General features: G+C 71.2%; 17 protein-coding genes. 3 read left to right on the forward strand and 14 right to left on the reverse strand.

Features of this window, described 5'->3' with window-relative positions:
- Window positions 1–17: 17 nt before the first annotated feature.
- The gene (gene fabG, locus HNR15_RS13805; protein ID WP_179482717.1) at window positions 18–779 is read left to right on the forward strand and encodes a 3-oxoacyl-ACP reductase FabG; all 762 of its coding nucleotides are present in this window, start codon (window positions 18–20) and stop codon (window positions 777–779) included.
- 53 nt (window positions 780–832) lie between these two features.
- On the opposite strand, the gene HNR15_RS13810 is transcribed toward fabG, so the two are convergent.
- From HNR15_RS13810 to HNR15_RS13870, 13 genes are read right to left on the reverse strand one after another with little or no spacing between them, the layout of a single operon-like run.
- Window positions 833–1,597: a serine hydrolase gene (locus tag HNR15_RS13810; protein ID WP_179482719.1), complete on the reverse strand. Its 765-nt coding sequence runs from the start codon at window positions 1,595–1,597 to the stop codon at window positions 833–835.
- A gap of 29 nt (window positions 1,598–1,626) precedes the next feature.
- Entirely contained in the window at window positions 1,627–4,131 is a 2,505-nt protein-coding gene (pepN, locus tag HNR15_RS13815; RefSeq protein WP_179482720.1) for an aminopeptidase N, read from the reverse strand.
- A gap of 46 nt (window positions 4,132–4,177) precedes the next feature.
- On the reverse strand, window positions 4,178–5,050 hold the full coding sequence (gene htpX, locus HNR15_RS13820) for a zinc metalloprotease HtpX (protein WP_179482722.1): 873 nt from the start codon (window positions 5,048–5,050) through the stop codon (window positions 4,178–4,180).
- Between the two features lie 60 nt (window positions 5,051–5,110).
- On the reverse strand, window positions 5,111–6,553 hold the full coding sequence (locus tag HNR15_RS13825) for a proton-conducting transporter transmembrane domain-containing protein (RefSeq protein ID WP_179482724.1): 1,443 nt from the start codon (window positions 6,551–6,553) through the stop codon (window positions 5,111–5,113).
- Window positions 6,550–8,043, reverse strand: a complete 1,494-nt coding sequence (locus HNR15_RS13830) for an NADH-quinone oxidoreductase subunit M (RefSeq protein WP_179482726.1) — start codon at window positions 8,041–8,043, stop codon at window positions 6,550–6,552. The genes HNR15_RS13825 and HNR15_RS13830 overlap by 4 nt, the downstream gene beginning before the upstream one ends.
- Window positions 8,037–10,058, reverse strand: a complete 2,022-nt coding sequence (locus HNR15_RS13835; protein ID WP_179482728.1) for a proton-conducting transporter transmembrane domain-containing protein — start codon at window positions 10,056–10,058, stop codon at window positions 8,037–8,039. The genes HNR15_RS13830 and HNR15_RS13835 overlap by 7 nt, the downstream gene beginning before the upstream one ends.
- Window positions 10,055–10,363 (reverse strand): NADH-quinone oxidoreductase subunit NuoK, encoded by a 309-nt coding sequence (nuoK, locus tag HNR15_RS13840; protein WP_179482730.1) that lies wholly within the window; start codon window positions 10,361–10,363, stop codon window positions 10,055–10,057. Before nuoK ends, HNR15_RS13835 begins: the two co-directional genes overlap by 4 nt.
- A complete protein-coding gene (locus tag HNR15_RS13845; RefSeq protein ID WP_179482732.1) occupies window positions 10,360–10,893 on the reverse strand; it encodes an NADH-quinone oxidoreductase subunit J in 534 nt (177 codons plus the stop codon). Before HNR15_RS13845 ends, nuoK begins: the two co-directional genes overlap by 4 nt.
- Window positions 10,890–11,438: a NuoI/complex I 23 kDa subunit family protein gene (locus tag HNR15_RS13850; RefSeq protein ID WP_179482734.1), complete on the reverse strand. Its 549-nt coding sequence runs from the start codon at window positions 11,436–11,438 to the stop codon at window positions 10,890–10,892. Before HNR15_RS13850 ends, HNR15_RS13845 begins: the two co-directional genes overlap by 4 nt.
- Complete coding sequence (locus HNR15_RS13855) at window positions 11,435–12,394, reverse strand: complex I subunit 1/NuoH family protein (protein WP_179482736.1); 960 nt, start codon at window positions 12,392–12,394, stop codon at window positions 11,435–11,437. Before HNR15_RS13855 ends, HNR15_RS13850 begins: the two co-directional genes overlap by 4 nt.
- Complete coding sequence (locus HNR15_RS13860; RefSeq protein WP_179482738.1) at window positions 12,391–12,945, reverse strand: NADH-quinone oxidoreductase subunit C; 555 nt, start codon at window positions 12,943–12,945, stop codon at window positions 12,391–12,393. The genes HNR15_RS13855 and HNR15_RS13860 overlap by 4 nt, the downstream gene beginning before the upstream one ends.
- Window positions 12,942–13,538 carry an NADH-quinone oxidoreductase subunit B gene (locus HNR15_RS13865; protein ID WP_179482740.1) on the reverse strand — a complete coding sequence of 199 codons (597 nt, stop codon included), beginning with the start codon at window positions 13,536–13,538 and terminating at the stop codon, window positions 12,942–12,944. The genes HNR15_RS13860 and HNR15_RS13865 overlap by 4 nt, the downstream gene beginning before the upstream one ends.
- Window positions 13,539–13,551: 13 nt before the next feature.
- On the reverse strand, window positions 13,552–13,932 hold the full coding sequence (locus HNR15_RS13870) for an NADH-quinone oxidoreductase subunit A (RefSeq protein ID WP_233766801.1): 381 nt from the start codon (window positions 13,930–13,932) through the stop codon (window positions 13,552–13,554).
- A gap of 94 nt (window positions 13,933–14,026) precedes the next feature.
- Here HNR15_RS13870 and HNR15_RS13875 point away from each other — a divergent pair, with 94 nt between their 5' ends.
- Complete coding sequence (locus tag HNR15_RS13875; RefSeq protein WP_179482742.1) at window positions 14,027–15,121, forward strand: DUF2332 domain-containing protein; 1,095 nt, start codon at window positions 14,027–14,029, stop codon at window positions 15,119–15,121.
- A 98-nt stretch (window positions 15,122–15,219) separates the two neighbouring features.
- Here the strand turns inward: HNR15_RS13875 and HNR15_RS13880 are convergent, their stop codons facing one another.
- Window positions 15,220–15,744 (reverse strand): Lrp/AsnC family transcriptional regulator, encoded by a 525-nt coding sequence (locus HNR15_RS13880; RefSeq protein ID WP_179482744.1) that lies wholly within the window; start codon window positions 15,742–15,744, stop codon window positions 15,220–15,222.
- A gap of 126 nt (window positions 15,745–15,870) precedes the next feature.
- Here HNR15_RS13880 and ald point away from each other — a divergent pair, with 126 nt between their 5' ends.
- The gene (ald, locus tag HNR15_RS13885; RefSeq protein ID WP_179482746.1) at window positions 15,871–16,986 is read left to right on the forward strand and encodes an alanine dehydrogenase; all 1,116 of its coding nucleotides are present in this window, start codon (window positions 15,871–15,873) and stop codon (window positions 16,984–16,986) included.
- Window positions 16,987–17,061 lie beyond the last annotated feature (75 nt).

Genomic DNA, 17,061 nt, shown 5'->3' on the forward strand with positions numbered 1-17,061 from the left:
GAGACAAGGACGTTTCCATGCCAGAACAGAGCACCCGCACCGCCATCGTGACCGGCTCGGCCCGAGGGATCGGCGCCGCCGTCGCCGAGCGGCTCGCCGCCGACGGGATGGCCGTCGGCGTCCTCGACCTCGACCAGGACGCCTGCACCGCCGTCGCCGAGCGCATCGTCGCTGCCGGCGGCAAGGCTGTCGGCGTCGCGTGCAACGTCGCCGACGAGAGCGACGTGCAGGCCGCCGTCGAGAAGGTCGCCGCCGAGCTCGGCGCGCCGACCGTGCTCGTCAACAACGCGGGTGTCCTGCGCGACAACCTCATCTTCAAGATGAGCGCGAACGACTGGGACACCGTCATGAACGTGCATCTGCGCGGCAGCTTCCTGATGACCCGCGCGGTCCAGGCGTACATGACCAAGGAGAAGTACGGCCGCATCGTCAACCTCTCGAGCACCTCCGCGCTCGGTAACCGCGGCCAGGTCAACTACGCCGCCGCCAAGGCCGGCATGCAGGGCTTCACCAAGACGCTGGCGATCGAGCTCGGCAAGTTCGGTGTCACCGCCAACGCGATCGCCCCCGGATTCATCGAGACCGACATGACCAAGGCGACCGCAGAGCGCGTCGGGATGGACTTCGAGGAGTTCAAGAAGGCCGCAGCCGCGGGCATCCCCGTCGGCCGTGGCGGCAAGCCCGAGGACATCGCCGCCGCCGCGTCGTTCTTCTGCAGCGAAGAGGCCGGTTTCGTCAGCGGTCAGGTGCTCTACGTGGCCGGTGGCCCCAGGGACTGACCAGCACCTCTCTCGAGCGGCTTCGGGCTTCGGCCCGGGGCCGCTCGATCGTTTCAGGAGGCGGCCGACTGGAGGCGGTCGCGGATCTGCCGCCCGATGTCGCGCATCCGGGTGATCACCTCGTCCAGCATGTCGCCGTCGGTCGCCTGGTCCCACTGCGCGATCACGGCGTATGCCGTCCGCTCACCTCCCGCGTGCGCGAGACCGGTGTCCGCGCGGATTCCCGCGTTCGTGCCGGTCTTGTTCACCAGCGTGAAGCGGCCGGGATCGCCGCCGCCGATGCTGTTGTGCGCCAACGGGTCCAGTCCGAACGCGTCCGCGACCATCGACAGGTCCGTGTCGAGTGAGAGCCACTCCCCCACCTCGGCGCTGATCCGACCGGCGTCCAGCAACTCCATGAAGCGGATCAGCGCCGACGCACTTGCGACCGAGAGCGTCGGCGCGACGTCGGGATCCGCCGGGTCACGATGGCCTCGCGCATAGTCCAGCAGCACCAATGGGGCCAGGCCGAGGCGATCGGCGTACTCCCGCACCTGCGCGATGCCTACGTGATACAGCAGGACGTTGGTCGCCAGATTGTCACTGTGCGCCCCGATGAGTCGGCACACGTCGACGGCGGGCAGGACCTCCTGCTGCAAGGTGTGCCACACCCCGGAGTCGCGCACGAAGACCCCGTCGGCCCGGCACAGCGGCGCCTCGCGCGACAGGGTGCCCGCCTCGAACATCTCGGCGGCCACCCCCAGCAGGAGCAGCTTGCCGATCGACGCCGCGGGGAGCACCAGGTCGACATCCTCGGCAAGCCACGGCGCGTCACCCACCGACCCGACCTGGACGCTCCAGCGCAGCGTCACAGCGAGTCGGGGAAGTACCTGCGCCGCGAGGTGATCCGCTCCTCGAGGGCGGCGGTCTGGTCGATCAGGGCGCGTCGGATGCCCGCCGACAGGCCCTCGCCGTCGATGGCGGCTCGCGCGGCCTCCAGCGTCGCCGGCTCGACCACGACGTGCGGGAAACCGGCGCGGGTGAGCTGCTCGGCCGGCATTCCTCCGAAGGTCTGCGCCAGCGAGCCGACCTGGGCGAAGTACCGCGCGACATACGGCCGGACCAGATCGATCTGGGAGGGCCGGAAGATTCCTCCGAGAACCGCACCGGCCTCGTAGTTGGACAGCTGCTGGCCGCCGAACACCTGATGCCACGCCCACTCCTTGGAGTCCTGCGTCGGGATGGAGGCCTTCGCGGTGAGCCCGTCGAGGGCGGCGGACATCGAGCGGTCCTGCGCCAGGTGGGAGTCGACGTCGGCCGCGGTGAGTGCGCCCAGGGTGCACAACCGCCGGATCGCCAGCCAGCGGAAGTCGGGGTCGCCCTCCAGGGCGGCGGGGGTGTGCCGTCCGTCGGCCCAGTCGCGCAGGGTCGCCTCGTCGTGCGTGGTGTGCGCGACCATCGTCGCGGCGGCGATCCCTGCAGGCAGGCTGACGTCGTCCGCTGCCAGCATCGTGCGGGCCGCGTCGTCGAACGCCTCCGCTGCCGCTGTCGATTCGTCGGGCGGCAGATATCCGCCGAGGAGGGCACCCCGACTCTGCGACGCGACGTACGCCAGCAGGGTGAAGCTGGTCTCGGCCGGCCAGAAGTCGAGCACGCTGTCGCGCACCAGACGGGGATCGACGCCGCCGGTCAGCATGCCGTTGAGCAGCGCCGACCACGCGGCCGCCCTGGTGCCGGAGTCGGGCAGCGTGCGCAGCCCGGTGCGCAGCGCCTCCAGGCTGGACGTGTCGAGCGCGACCTGCGCCCAGGTCTCGTCGGAGGCGTTGGGCAGCAGGATCTGCGGCACTTCCCGGCCGGTGAGCTCGCCGAGCGGGGTGACGTCCGCCGCGGCCTCGACCTGGGTGCGCCAGATCTGCGCGCCGTCGGTGTAGCCCGCCACGTCGAGCACGTGCGGCCGGTCGGCCGGGTGACCGGCGGGCGGCGTACGCCGCAGCTCGGCGTCCGCGACCGTGTCGCCGTCGGTCTCGGTGTGGACCTGCAGCACGTCCGCGCCGGACGTGCGCAGCCACTGCTCGCTCCACTGCGTGAGGTCGCGCCCGCTCGCCTTCTCCATCGCGCCGAGGAAGTCCGCCAGGGTGGCGTTGCCGAAGGCGTGCCGGGACAGGTAGTCGCGCACGCCCGCGACGAAGGCGTCGTCGCCGACGTAGAGCACCAGTTGCGCCAACGCTGAGGCGCCCTTGGCGTAGGAGATGCCGTCGAAGTTGGTGAGGGCCGAGAGCGCGTCGGGCGCGGGCGAGCCGGCGATCGGGTGGGTGGAGGGTGCCCGGTCTGCGGCGTACCCCCACGTCTTGCGCTGCGCGGAGAACGCGATCCGCGACTCGTCGTGGTCGGTCGCCTCCTCGACGGCGCGGCCCGCCATGTACTCCGCGAACGACTCGTTGAGCCACAGGTCGTCCCACCAGCGCAGGGTGACCAGGTCGCCGAACCACATGTGCGCCATCTCGTGCGCGATCGTGTTGGCGCGGGACAGCAGGTGGTCGGGCGCCAGCGTGCCGCGCATGATCATCGTGTCGCGGAAGGTGACGCACCCAGGGTTCTCCATGGCTCCGGCGTTGAACTCCGGCACGAAGAACTGGTGGTAGTCACCCCACGGATAGCGCACGCCGAAGAGCCGGTGGTAGTGGTCGAAGGACTGCTTCGTGACCTGGAAGATGTCCGGCGCCTGCTCGTCCAGCTCCTTCGCGAGGGCGGCGCGCACGTGCACCTCCAGGTGGATGCCGTCGTGCTCGTCGGTGACGGTGGCGTAGGGGCCGGCGCAGACGGTGAAGAAGTAGGTGGCGATCGGCTTCGTCGTCGCGAGGGTCCACTCGCCCGGCGCCGTGCGGGTCGCGTCGCCGTTGCCCGCGACCACCCAGTCCTGCGGCGCGCGGACGCGCACGTCGTACGGCGCCTTCAGGTCGGGCTGGTCGAAGCAGGCGTACATCCGCGGCGCCGCGTCCATGAACGACATGCCGTAGACGTAGGCCTTGCCGTCCTCGGGATCGACCGCGCGGTGCAGTCCCTCGCCGTCGCGGCTGTAGCTCATCGTGGCTGCGACGTGCACCTCGTTGTCGGCGGCCAGGTCGGTCAGGGCGACCCGCCCGTCGTCGATCGCCGCGGGGTCGACCGCGGTGCCGTTCAGGGTGATCGACCCCACGCGCGCGGCCTTCAGATCGAGGAAGGTCGACTCCCCCGGCTGCCGGGCGCTGAACCGGATGGTCGTGACAGAGCCGAACTCGGTGTCACCCCGGTCGAGGTCGAGGTCGACGTCGTACGACGTGACCTCGATCAGGGCTGCGCGTGCCTCGGCCTCGGTGCGTTGCAGAATCGCCATGGCCACACCCTGGCATGGCGCCCGACCGACCCACCACGGGGTCGGATCACTTCTGGATCTGGCCGTACGCCATGCCCTGCAACCGCTTGATGCGCTCCTGCGTCGGGGGGTGCGTGGAGAACGCGCGCGACACGTCCTGCGCGCGGAACGGGTTCGCGATCATCATGTGGCTGGCGTTGACGACCTTCGGTTCCGGTGCGAGGGGCGCGCGGGCCACACCGTCCTCCAGCTTCTGCAACGCCGACGCGAGGGCGAGCGGGTCGCCCGTCAGCTTGGAGCCGTCCTCGTCGGCGTCGTACTCGCGGGTGCGGCTGATGGCCAGTTGGATCACGGTCGCCGCGATCGGCGCGAGGAACGCCATGGCGAGCATGACGATCGGGTTGGGGCGGTCCTCGTCGTCACCGCCGCCGAACATCCCGAAGAACATCATCATCTGGGCGGCGGAGGTGATGATCCCGGCGAGCGCTGCGGCAACGGAGGAGGTCAGGATGTCGCGGTTGTAGACGTGCATGAGCTCGTGCCCGAGCACCCCGCGCAGCTCACGTTCGTCGAGCAGCTGCAGGATGCCCTCGGTGCAGCAGACCGCTGCGTGACTCGGGTTGCGACCCGTGGCGAAGGCGTTCGGAGCCTGGGTCGGTGAGATGTAGAGCGCGGGCATCGGCTTGCCGGCGGCGGTCGACAGCTCGCGCACGATCCGGTACATCGCGGGGGCCTGTGCCTCGCTGACGGGGTAGGCCTGCATGGCGCGGATTGCAAGCTTGTCGCTGTTCCAGTAGCCGTAGAACGTGGTGCCCAGCCCGATGAGGGCGAAGATCCAGATGAACCGCCCGCCGGCCACGAGGGCGCCCACGCCCAGCAACAGCACCCAGATGCCACCGAAGAGCAGCGTGGTCTTGAGCCCGTTGAAGTGCCTGTGCATGCCCTGAAAACGCTTACCGGGAGGCGCTTTGTTCCGCAGTCGCGGACGGGTCCTGCGACATCACCCGAACAGCCCCAGGGCGGCCTGCGGCAGCACGCTGCAGACGAGTAGCGCGAGCACGGACGCGCCGACGACGAACAGGTGCACCGGGTGCACCGGGTCGGGCTCCTCGGGATCGATCGAGGCGCCGAGCATGATGCGCACCCACCGCAGGTATGCCGCCACCCCCAGCATCGCGTTGGCGGCGGCGAGCACCGCGAGCACCCACAGGTGGCCGGTCGTGATCGGTTGCAGGGCGACGATCTTCGCGGTCAGGCCCGCGAGGGCGGGCGGCAGCCCGGCGAAGGTCAGGAGGGACAGCAGCAGCGCGCCCCCGAGGAGGGGATGACGACGCAGCAGTCCGCCGTACGACGCGAGGCGGGTGACGTGCTGGCGCCCCTCGGCGTGCGCGAGGGCGGTGATCACGGAGAACGCGACGATGGTGGCCAGCGCGTAGACGGCGAGGTACTGGGCACTGCGGCGACCCGAGTCCGCCGTGGCCGTGGTGAACGGAAGCACGATCCATCCGGCCTGCGCGACGGTGGACCACCCGAGGAAACGCAGGGCTCCGCGCTCGCGCAGGGCCATCACGTTGCCGACCGTCATGGACAGCACGGCGACCACGCCGACGGAGGCCATCGACGCGGAGCTGAGGTCGGTGACCGTGCGGAAGACCGCCACGAGGGCCGCGACCGCTGCCACCTTGGAGGTGGTCGCGAGCAGCGCGCCCACCGGCACGGACGACGCGCCGATGGTCTCCGGGGTCCACAGGTGGAACGGCGCCAGGGAGAGCTTGAAGGCCAGCCCCGCGACGATGAATCCGACAGACAGCACCAGGATCCGGCGCAGGTCCGGGTTGTCGCCGGCCTGCAGCGCGGCGTGCGCCTCCAACCGCGCGGTGCCGGTCGCGGCGAACCACAGGCCCGCGCCCATGGCCAGCACCGCGAACGAGACCAGCGACGTCGTGAGCAGCGTGAGCCCGGCGTCGATGGCCGCGTGCCGCGCCCGCAGCACGACCAGCGCGATCGTCGGCAGCGTCGACACCTCCAGCGCGACCAGGAACGAGCCGAGGTCGTGCGCTCCGGCGACGGCGACCGCACCGGCGGCGCTGGTGAGCAGCAGCGCCACCTGGATCGGGGCGCGTTCGTGAGGGATGCGGATGGGGTAGGCCAGCAGAGCGACGCACATCGACGCGAGCAGCGCGACCAGCTGCAGGCCCGCGCCCACATGATCGACGGCGTACCAGCAGGTGCCCTCGGTGCAGAGCGTGGCGCGTGAGCGGTGCGCCGTGTCCAGGAGCACGGGGGTCGCCGTCGCCGCGCCGGCCGCGAGCAGCAGCGCGCCGAGCATCCAGTGGACCCGCCCCAGCGTCGGGAGCAGCGCGTCGAGCAGGAGGATGCCGATCGCCCCGACCGCGGGGATCAGCACCGGCGCCAGCGTCAGCCAGCCGAAGGTGGGGTTCACGGCGCACCCCCGACCAGCACGCGGGAGACGTGGGCGAGGCCGTACGCCGTCTGATGCATGACCGGGATCGGCCACACGCCGAGCGCCACGACACCGGCCACTAGCAGCGCGATGACGACCCACTCCACCGAGTGCGCGTCATCGGCGACGACGTCACCGTCGTACGGGAGGGAGCCGGTGCCCGCCCAGACGCCGCGCAGCACCCGCAGCGCGTACGCCGCCGCGAGGACCGACCCCGTGGCCGCGGCCACCGCCAGGATCCGGAAGAGGGTGAGCGGCCGGTCGCCGGGGGACCAGGCCGAGAAGAGCGTGAGGATCTCGCCCCAGAAGCCCGCCAGACCGGGCAGTGCGAGCGACCCGGCGAACCCCACGACGAGCGCGAGCCCGAGGCGCGGGCTGACCTGGCGCAGCGCGTGACGCGCGGTCTGCAGGTCGTCGCCGCCCCAGCGCTTCTTCAGGCCCCCGACGACGACGAAGAGGAGCGCCGAGATGACGCCGTGCGCGATGTTGCCGTAGAGCGCGGCCTGGACCCCGAGCGTGGTGCCGGTCATCAGGGCCAGCACCACGAACCCCATGTGCGCCACCGACGACCACGCGATGAGTCGCTTGAGGCTGCGTTCGACCAGGCAGACGAGCCCGCCGACCAGGATCCCGATCACCGCGAAGACCGCGACGAAGGGCGCGACGGTGTGCAGGCCACCCGGCAGGGGGAAGACCACCAGGCGCACCACGGCGTAGGTGCCCATCTTCAGCAGCACCGCCGCGAGGAGCACCGAACCGCCGGTCGGCGCGGCCGTGTGCGCCGCGGGCAGCCACGAGTGCAGCGGCCAGATGGGGATCTTGATGCCGATGCCGATCATGAGGAGCGCGGCGACCACGGTCTGGGTGCTCCCCGCCAGGTGGGCCGTCTGCAGCCGGGTGAGGTCGGAGGTGCCCGCAGACACCACGAGCACCAGGATCCCGACCAGCATGAGCGTCGAGCCGAGCACGGTGTAGAGCACGAACATCGTTGCGGCTCGGTCGCGCTCACCGGGGCGGGTGGTGTCGCCGAATCGCGCGATGAGCAGCCACATCGGCACCAGCACGAGCTCGAACGCCAGGAAGAACGCGATGGCGTCCTGCACGAGGAACGTCGCGAGTGCGCCTCCGGTGACCATCAGCAACGCGCCGAGATACGTCGCGGAGGGCTCCTTCCACCCGGCGTGCAGCACCACGAGCACGCCGATCGCCGCCGTGAGCACCACCAGCGGCGCGCTGATGCCGTCGATGGCGAGGTGCAGCCGCATCCCGATGGCGGGCACCCACGAGTGGTCGATCGCCGGACGCTTCCAGACGGAGAGGAGGGCCGCGGCCAGCGCGACGACTGCGAGCGCGAGGGCGACGCCGTACGCCGCCGCGGTCGCGATCCGCAGGCGGCTGCGGTCGGCGGCGATCAGTGCGACCCCACCGAGCAACGGTGCGAGTGGGGCGACGAGCAGGGCTGCTACCACAGGGATATCCCGATCAGGCCGACGGCGACGACACCGACGGCGACCGCGACCAGGCCGGCGGTCGGCGTGCCGTTCTGCAGCCGCGCGCCCGCTCCGGCGAGCCCACGCGCCCCCTTGGCGGTGGAGTGCACGCCGGTCTCCAGCCCGCGCTCGCCGTCGGCCACCAGCCGCGCCAGCGCCAGCACCGGACGAGTGAGGGCGACGTAGACCCCGTCCATCCCGAGGCCGCGGTCGGCCCTGCTGCGCAGGGTGATCGGCAGACGCGCAGCCGCGTCGCCGTACGGCGTGCCGAGGGACTGCACCCGGACGAAGACGGCGACGGCGGCCATGAGCAGCAGGGTGGCGGCGATCAGCGCCCACGCCGGATGCGCCCAGTCCAGGTCGATCAAGGGGGTCGTCACCACGAGGCCGCCCACGACGGCGAGGATCGCGAGCACCCGCAGCCCGAGCCGCGAAGCGGCGTCCGGCCGCGGGATCCGCTCCGGTTTCGGCTCGGGTTCGGGTTCGACGGGCACGGGGGCCGCCTGGCCCACCTCCCGGCCGCGCCGGTCGACCTGCGCGCTGGTCACGAACAGCTCCACGATGCCCACCTCCTCGACGGTGACCGAGTCCTGCACGATCTCCAGCGCCTCGTGCCGCTCCACGACGGAGCGGTGGTCGAGGATCAGCCAGGCACGCATGCAGTAGGCGGCTGTCAGGGCGACCGAGAGTGCCAGCGCCACGAACGCGATCCGACTGACGCCGTCGCCGTCGACCGCGCGAGTGGCGGCCTCGTCGACGATCAGGTCCTTGCTGACGAAGCCCGCCATCGGGGGCACACCGGCGAGCGACAGCAGCCCGATCGCGACCAGGGCGCGGGTCGCGGGGTGGGCGCGGGTGGCGCCGGACATCCGCGCGACGACCGTGCCGCCGACCAGGACCGACAGCCAGCCGAAGACCAGGAAGAGCAGGGCCTTGAACATCGCGTGCGAGACCAGGTGGTTCAACGCCAGATCGCCCCGGTGGCCCACCGGCACGACCGCGATCCCGATCAGCATCAGACCGACCTGGGAGACGGTGGACCAGGCGAGCAGCCGCTTGAGGTCGGTCTGGCAGTAGGCGAGGAAGCCGGCCAGCACGGTGGAGACCCCGGCGACCAGGACGAGGACGGTGCGCGCGGTGTCGGAGCGCTCGAGCAAGGGCAGCAGCCGGGCCAGGACGACGGTGCCGGCGGCGACCATGGTGGCCGCGTGGATGAGCGCCGAGGCGGGCGTCGGGCCCTCCATCGCGTCGGGCAGCCAGTCCTGGAACGGCACCTGCGCGGACTTGCCCGCGACGCCGACGATCACCGCGATGAGACCGCCGGTGAGCAGTGCCGAAGGGCGCGCCTGCCAGTGCGTGACGATCCCGGAGATGGCGGTGGTGTGGGCGCCGGTGGCGAGCAGGATCAGGCCGATCGCGAAGGGCGCGTCCGCCAGCCGGGTGACGAGGAACGCCTTGTACGCCGCCCGCCGGGCCTTCTCCCGCTCGCTGTCGTGGCCGATGAGCAGGTAGGAGCACCAGCCCATCAGCTCCCAGCCGACGACGGTGAGCAGCACGTCGTCGGACAGCACCACCAGCTGCATGGCGGCGGTGAAGAGGCTCACGGTGGCGGCGAACCCGGCGTACCGCGCGTCCTCGCGCAGATACCAGCGGGCGACCAGCTGGACGACGAGCGCGACCAGCGCGACGGTGACGGCGAGCAGCACGGCGAACCGGTCGACGCCGAGCCGCATCGGCGCCTGCAGCACCCGCCCCAGCGGCAGTGCGCCGACGGTGCCGCTGGACCCCTCGGCCGTGCCGCGCAGCTGTTGCACCATCAGCGCCGCAGCCGCGACCAGGCCGAGGAGCGAGCCGAGCAGGGCGATGACGAACGCGGGCACGCGGGCCCGGCGCACCAGCACCAGGGAGAGGCCGGCGGCCAGGGCCGGCAGCAGGACGATCAGCTGCGAGGGGTGCACCGGCCAGCCGCTGCTGTCGGTCAGCGTGTCGATCACAGGTCGTCCTCACCTGCCACGGTCACGTCGATGTCACCGCGCGAACGGTAGACGGCCAGGATCACCGCGAGCGCGACGGCGATCTCGGCGGCCGCAATCGTGATCAGGAAGATGGTGAGCACGTGCCCGGCGCGGGCGGTGTCGCGGATGGTGGATCCGAAGGTGACGAAGAGCAGCCCGGCGGCGGCCAGCATCAACTCGACGCCGACCAGCACCAGCACCGCGTTGCGACGGGCCAGCACACCGAAGAGCCCGGTGCCGAAGAGGATCGCGACCAGCAGCAGCGGTGGCCAGAGGTGGATCACGAGTCCTCCCCGGTGCGGCGGGTCGCGCGCGCGGGCACCAGCGACCGGCTCATCGCCAGCGCCCCGACGAGCGCCGCGAGGAGCAGCAGCGACAGCAGCTCGAACGGCCAGACCCACGTGGAGAAGAGCATCCGGGCGAGCCCGTTCGTCGAGCCGCCGTGCACCCGCACGGTGCCGCCGCGGACGCCGGTGATGAGCACGATGCCGAGCAGGACCCCGGCGGATCCGGCGATGACGAGGGCGACCGCGCGCTGCAGCAGCGGGGTGTCGTGGTCGTGGCTGCGGCCGATCGGCGCGCGGGTGAGCATGAGGGCGAAGAGCACCAGCACGACGATCGCGCCGACGTAGACCAGCAGCTGCACCAGCGCGACCAGCTCGGCACCGAGCACCAGGTAGCACCCGGCCAGGGTCGCGAGGCACACGATCAGCCACAGCGCGGCGTGCATCAGGTGCCGGGTCGTGACCGCCGCGAGCCCACTGGCGGCGCAGAGGATTCCGAGGATCGAGAAGAAGATGTCGTACGTCGTCACGGCGCCGGCTGCTCCGTCTCCGGAGGTTCCGTGGATCCACCGACGTGAGACGGCTGGGGTGAGGTGGGCGCGCCCTGATCCAGCGCGGGCGGCGCGGGGACCGTGGCCATCCACTGGCCCAGCCGGTCCTTCTCGTGCAGCAGGTCGCGGATGTCGGTCTCGGCGTACTCGAACTCCGGGCTCCAGAAGAGCGCGTCGAACGGGCAGACCTCGATGCAGATGCCGCAGTACATGCAGAGGCTGAAGTCGATGGCGAAGCGGTCGAGCACGTTCTCCTTGCGCTCGCGCCCGCCCTCGGTGGTCGGGGGCACCGTCTCCTTGTGGGAGTCGATGTAGATGCACCAGTCCGGGCACTCCCGCGCACAGAGCATGCAGGAGGTGCAGTTGGACTCCTCCAGGGCGATCACTCCGCGCGAGCGCGGTGGCAGCCGCGGTGAGACGTCGGGGTACTCCTGGGTGTGCGCGTGCTTGGTCATCGCCCGCGCGGTGGTGCCCATGCCCTTGAGCAGTCCGGGGACGAAGCCCTTCTTGTCCTGATCGGTCATGTCGTCAGCACCACCCCTGCAGCGGTCAGCACGATCTGCAGCAGCGCCAGGGGCACGAGCCCGAGCCAGGCGACCCGCTGCAGCTGGTCTTCACGCAGCCTCGGCCACGACATCCGCATCCACAGGATGATCACGGCGAAGAAGAACCCCTTGAGCAGCACCCAGAACGGACCGATCTGGTGGTCGAAGGGGCCGGTCCAGCCGCCCAGGTAGAGCACGGCGAGCAGCAGCGAGACCACCACGATGCCGGCGTACTCGGCGAGCAGGAAGAGGGCGAACCGCAGGCCGGTGTACTCCGTCCACGGACCCATCACGACCTCGGAGTCCGCGACCGGCATGTCGAACGGCGGACGCTGCAGCTCCGCGGTGCCCGCGACCAGGAAGACGATCGCCCCCGGCAGCTGCCACAGCAGCCACCACGGGGTCCACGCGTGGGCGATCGAGACCAGGGAGAAGGATCCGGCGGCCATCGCGAACGAGGCGCCCGCGAGGATCAGCGGCACCTCGTAGGAGACGAGCTGGGCCGCGGAGCGCAGGCCGCCGATGAGCGCGTACTTGTTGCCGCTGGACCACCCGGCCATCAGCGTGCCCACCGTGCCGATCGCGCCGACCGCGAGCACCCAGAGCAGGCTGCCGGTGATCCCGGCGGCGACCAGGTGCGGCCCGAACGGGATGACCGCGAGCGCGAGCAGGTAGGACACGATGCCGAGCGCGGGCGCGAGACGGAAGACCGGCTTGTCGGCGGCGAGCGGGACGATGTCCTCCTTCTGGGTGAACTTCACCCCGTCCGCGACCAGCTGCGCCCAGCCGTGGAAGCCGCCGGCGTACATCGGGCCGAGGCGTCCCTGCATGTGCGCCATCAGCTTGTGCTCGGTCTGCCCGACGAGCAGCGGCAGCACGAGGAACCCGATCAGCACGCACAGCGACCGCAGCACGACCTCGCCGAACGTGCTCACCGTGGACCCCAGGTGGGGTCGGGGATGCCGGGCGGCTGCATCCGGCGGCGCGGCGCGCGTGCCGGTTTGGCGTCGGTCTTCGCCGGTTCGGCCTGACCGGTCGGGGTGTCAGCTGGGTCCTTGGCGCCCGGCCACGGCTTGCTGACCCGGGCGGTCAGCACGAAGGACTTGCGCAGCGGGGTGCCGACGAACCCGTCCGGCAGCAGCAGCGGCCGCAGACCCAGGCCGGTGCCGTCGTCGAATCCGTCGAAGGGGATGCCGAACATCTCGTGGGTCTCACGCTCGTGCCACGCCGCACCGCGCCACAGACCGGTGCAGCTGGGCACCGCTTCACCGTCGGGCACCGTTGTCGTGACGAGGGTTTCGCGCAGGGCACCGGGCGTCGGGTCGTAGAGGTGCGCGACGATGTCGAAGCCCGGCTCGTCGGCGCGGTCGGTCTCGTCGACCGCCGTCAGGAAGTCGAACATCGCGAAACCGCCGCTGCGCGCGTCACGCAGCGTGTCGGTCCAGTCCGCGAGAGCGCAGCGGACGGTGGGGATCTCGTCGGTCACGAGCCGGCCTCCGGGGGTGCCGGAGGTGCGACCAGCGGGCGACTCACCTCGGCCGCGGTGGCGCGGCGACCGGCGTACGGACCGAGCTTCTCGCGCAGCGACGCGGTGCTGGGGCGCTCGCTCGCGATGCGGTCCTGCAGCGCGAGGATGCCCTGCAGGAGCGCCTCGGGCCGCGGCGGGCAGCCGGGCACGTAGACGTCGACGGGGATCAGCTGATCGACGCCCTTGGTGACGCAGTAGGAGTCCCAGTACGGCCCGCCGGAGTTGGAGCAGGCGCCGAACGAGATCACGTACTTCGGCTCGGGCATCTGGTCGTAGAGCCGGCGGATGGCGGGCGCCATCTTGTCGGTGACCGTGCCCGAGACGACCATCAGGTCGGCCTGCCGCGGACCCGGAGCGAACGGGATGACGCCGAGGCGGATGAAGTCGTGACGGGCCATGGAGGCTGCGATGAACTCGATGGCGCAGCAGGCGAGCCCGAAGTTGAAGACCCACAGGGAGTAGCGGCGGCCCCAGTTCAGCACCAGGCGCATCGGCTTGGGTGCGGCTACCTGCGCGGGGCCGACGCGCGGCAGGGGGAGATCGGTCGTCATGGCGGCTCCCCTCTCAGTTGTCGAGCGTCCAGCGCAGCAGCCCGCGCCGGGCGGCGTGCGCCAGGCCGACCAGGATGACGGCCGCGAAGATGCCCATCTCCAGCAGGCTGGCGCGGTTGATGGCCTTGTCCCGCAGTACGAGCGCCCAGGGGAAGAGGAAGACGGAGTCGACCGCGAAGACCAGGTAGAGGAACGCGAACGTCATGTAGCGCACGTGGGTCTGCGCCCAGCCGCCCGCGACCGGGTCGACGCCCGACTCGTACGTCGATGCCTTGGCCTGGCTGGGCGCGCGCGGCGCGAGCAGGCGCCGGGCCAGCATGGCGGCGACGAAGAGCAGCACGCCGGCCGCCGTCACCCCGGCGAGTACGAGGTACCCGCTCAACCCAGAACTCACGGTCCGCAGCCTAACGAGCGGGGGTCTCCGCGTTCGGCACCGTCCATTTCCCGTGTCGCCGCCCGCTCTCGCGCTCAGGTGTGATGATGCGCGGATGAGCGATCTGGAGTCGATCGAGGACCGGCTCACGGCGTGGTCGCAGGAGTACGCCGACCTGCCGCTCTACAGCTCCATCACCGCGAACGCCGCCCGCGACGACGAGGTGGCGGGGCTGTTGCTGTCGGCTCAGCCCGGCCAGGCGCGCCCCGTGCTCCTCCTGGCGGCCCTGCACGACCTCGTACTCGATCACCCCGGTCTGCCCGTCGCCCAGTGGTATCCGAGCGTGGTCGGGCCGGACGCGGTGGCGACGGGAGACCCGTGGCCAGAAGTGCGCGACGCGGCCATGGCACACGCCGACCGGCTGCGCGAGGTCATCGCGACCCGCTCCACCCAGACCAACGAGGTCAACCGCTGCGTCTACCTGGCCGCGCTGCTGCAGCGCGCCTGCACGGACGTGCCCGATCTGCCGGTCGGGCTGGTGGAGATCGGCGCCAGTGCCGGGTTGCTGCTGGGCATCGACCGCTACCGCACGACGATCGAGACGCCTGGCGACTCGCACGGTGAGCGGGCGGCGTACGGGCCGGCGGACTCCAACGTGCAGTGCCTGGGCGAGGACCGCTCCGCCCGACCTGCCGGCGGGTTGCGACTCCCGGCGATCGCGAGCGCCCGCGGCATCGACCTGCACCCCGTCGACCTGTCCGACGAGTCCGCCGTGCGGTGGCTGGCCGCGTGCCTGTGGCCGGAGGTGCCGGGCCGGTACGAACGGTTCACCGCAGCCGTGGACCTGCTGCGCGCCGATCCGCCGGCCGTCGATCGCGGCGACATGATCGACGACCTGCCGGCCACCCTGGCACGAGCGGGCGGCGACCACCTCGTGCTCTTCAGCTCCTGGGCGCTGACGTACGTCGAGCGGTCCCGCCGTCCGCTGGTGGCGCGCCATCTGGCCGCCGCGGCCCGTGACGGGCGACCGGTCAGCTGGATCACCGCCGAGCCGCCGCGCTGCATGCCCGAGGTCGAGCTGCCGCCGCATCTGCGGGACGCGCAGGGCGGCACGGTGCTGGGGGCCCGCCGCTGGCGCGACGGGGCGGAGTTGGAGCCGGCGTACTGGGGCACCGCCCATCCGCACGGTCACTGGTTCGACTTCGCCTGACTGCGCACCTGAGCCTGACGGCGTTTGCGTTCGTTGACGGCGTTCGAACACCGTCAACGAACGCGAACACCGTCAGCGTGCTTGCCCGACCGGCCTGATCACCCGGGGTGGGTGTGCCGGGTCTGAGCACGGCCGGCGACGTGCTCGAAGATCAGGGTGGTCTCGGTGAGGGCCACGTCCTGGGAGGCGCTGAGGTTGTCGACCACGAAGTTGCTGAGCGCGGAGGGCGATTCGCATGCCACGTGCAGCTGGAAGTCGTTGGCGCCCGCCAGGAAGTACACGTTCAGCACCCCCGGCAGCGCCGCCAGCCGACCGGTGAGCTCCCTGATCCGCGAACGCGATCCGGCGCGCAGCCGGACCGAGACGAACGCCTGGATCGGGCGTCCGATCGCCTCCGGATCGATGTCCGCGTGGTAGCCGCGGATCACCCCGCGCTCACGCAACAGCCGCACCCGGTTGAGGCAGGTGGACGGCGCGATGCCGGCCGCGCGCGCCAGGGCCTTGTTGGCCATCCGGGCGTCCGCCGCGAGCAGTCCGAGCAGCACCTGATCGGTGTCGTCCAGCGGCGCCGCGCTGTGACCCACACCACCGGACCGAACTTCCTTCATCAACACCCGTCCCATGGCAGCAGAATCGACAGAAGTTCATCCCGCCGCGACTCTGGCGAATAATCGACAGAATCCTAGCGTTGCGACCCGTCCAAGTTCGATCCTGGAACGACGAGTTGTCATCGACCCAGGAGGATCACCGTGCGCGTCGGCGTACCCAAGGAAGTCAAGAACCACGAGTACCGGGTGGCCATCACCCCGATCGGCGTGCACGAGCTGGTCACGCAGGGCCACGACGTCTGCATCGAGAAGGGTGCCGGCGTGGGCTCCTCGATCCACGACGAGGAGTACGTCGCGGCCGGTGCGAAGATCATCGACTCCGCCGATGACGTGTGGGCCGACGCCGAGATGATCCTCAAGGTCAAGGAGCCGGTGGAGCAGGAGTACCACCGCATGCGCGAGGGCCAGCTGCTCTTCACCTACCTGCACCTGGCCGCCGACAAGCCGCTCACCGACGAGCTGCTGAGGCGCAAGGTCACCGGCATCGCGTACGAGACGGTGCAGCTGCCCTCCGGCGGCCTGCCGCTGCTCTACCCGATGTCCGAGGTCGCCGGGTGCCTCGCACCGCAGGTCGGCGCGCACTCCCTCATGAAGGCGCAGGGCGGTCGCGGCGTGCTCATGGGCGGCGTCGGCGGCGTCGCCAACGCCAAGGTCGTCGTCATCGGCGCGGGTGTCTCCGGCCAGAACGCCGCGAACATCGCGCTCGGCATGGGCGCCGACGTCACGATGCTCGACACCGACCTGGACAAGCTGCGGATGTCGTTCTGGCGCTACAGCAACCGGGTGCACGGGCTGGCGTCGTCGTCGCTGGCGATCCGCCAGCAGCTGCTGGAGGCCGACATGGTCATCGGTGCGGTGCTCATCCCGGGCGCGCGCGCCCCGAAGCTGGTCACCAACGAGCTGGTCTCGCAGATGAAGCCCGGCTCGGTGCTCGTCGACATCGCGGTCGACCAGGGCGGCTGCTTCGAGGACACCCACCCGACCACGCACGCCGACCCGACGTACATGGTGCACGACTCGGTCTTCTATTGCGTCGCGAACATGCCCGGTGCGGTGCCGAACACCTCGACGTACGCGCTCACCAACGCGACGCTGCCCTACACGGTCGCGCTCGCCCGCAAGGGCTGGCAGCAGGCCTGCCGCGACGACCACTCGCTCGCGCTGGGGCTCAACACGTACGACGGCTCGCTCACCAACGCCCCGGTCGCCGAGGCGCACGGGCTGACCTCGACCTCGGTGGAGGACGCCATCGCCTGACCTGCACCGACTGCAGCGACCGACATGCAGTTCGTGGTCTCGTCGTCGGTCGATCCGCGCAGCCGCGCGGATCGA

It is taken from the genome of Allobranchiibius huperziae (genome assembly GCF_013410455.1).
GTDB classification, from domain to species: Bacteria; Actinomycetota; Actinomycetes; order Actinomycetales; family Dermatophilaceae; genus Allobranchiibius; species Allobranchiibius huperziae.

Bases quoted from the DNA above. Each gene is read 5' to 3' on its own strand.
- HNR15_RS13880 (WP_179482744.1), bottom strand. From the start codon at position 15,744: ATGGGACGGGTGTTGATGAAGGAAGTTCGGTCCGGTGGTGTGGGTCAC.
- HNR15_RS13875 (WP_179482742.1), top strand. From the start codon at position 14,027: ATGAGCGATCTGGAGTCGATCGAGGACCGGCTCACGGCGTGGTCGCAG.
- htpX (WP_179482722.1), bottom strand. From the start codon at position 5,050: ATGCACAGGCACTTCAACGGGCTCAAGACCACGCTGCTCTTCGGTGGC.
- fabG (WP_179482717.1), top strand. From the start codon at position 18: ATGCCAGAACAGAGCACCCGCACCGCCATCGTGACCGGCTCGGCCCGA.
- HNR15_RS13850 (WP_179482734.1), bottom strand. From the start codon at position 11,438: ATGACCGATCAGGACAAGAAGGGCTTCGTCCCCGGACTGCTCAAGGGC.
- pepN (WP_179482720.1), bottom strand. From the start codon at position 4,131: ATGGCGATTCTGCAACGCACCGAGGCCGAGGCACGCGCAGCCCTGATC.
- HNR15_RS13865 (WP_179482740.1), bottom strand. From the start codon at position 13,538: ATGACGACCGATCTCCCCCTGCCGCGCGTCGGCCCCGCGCAGGTAGCC.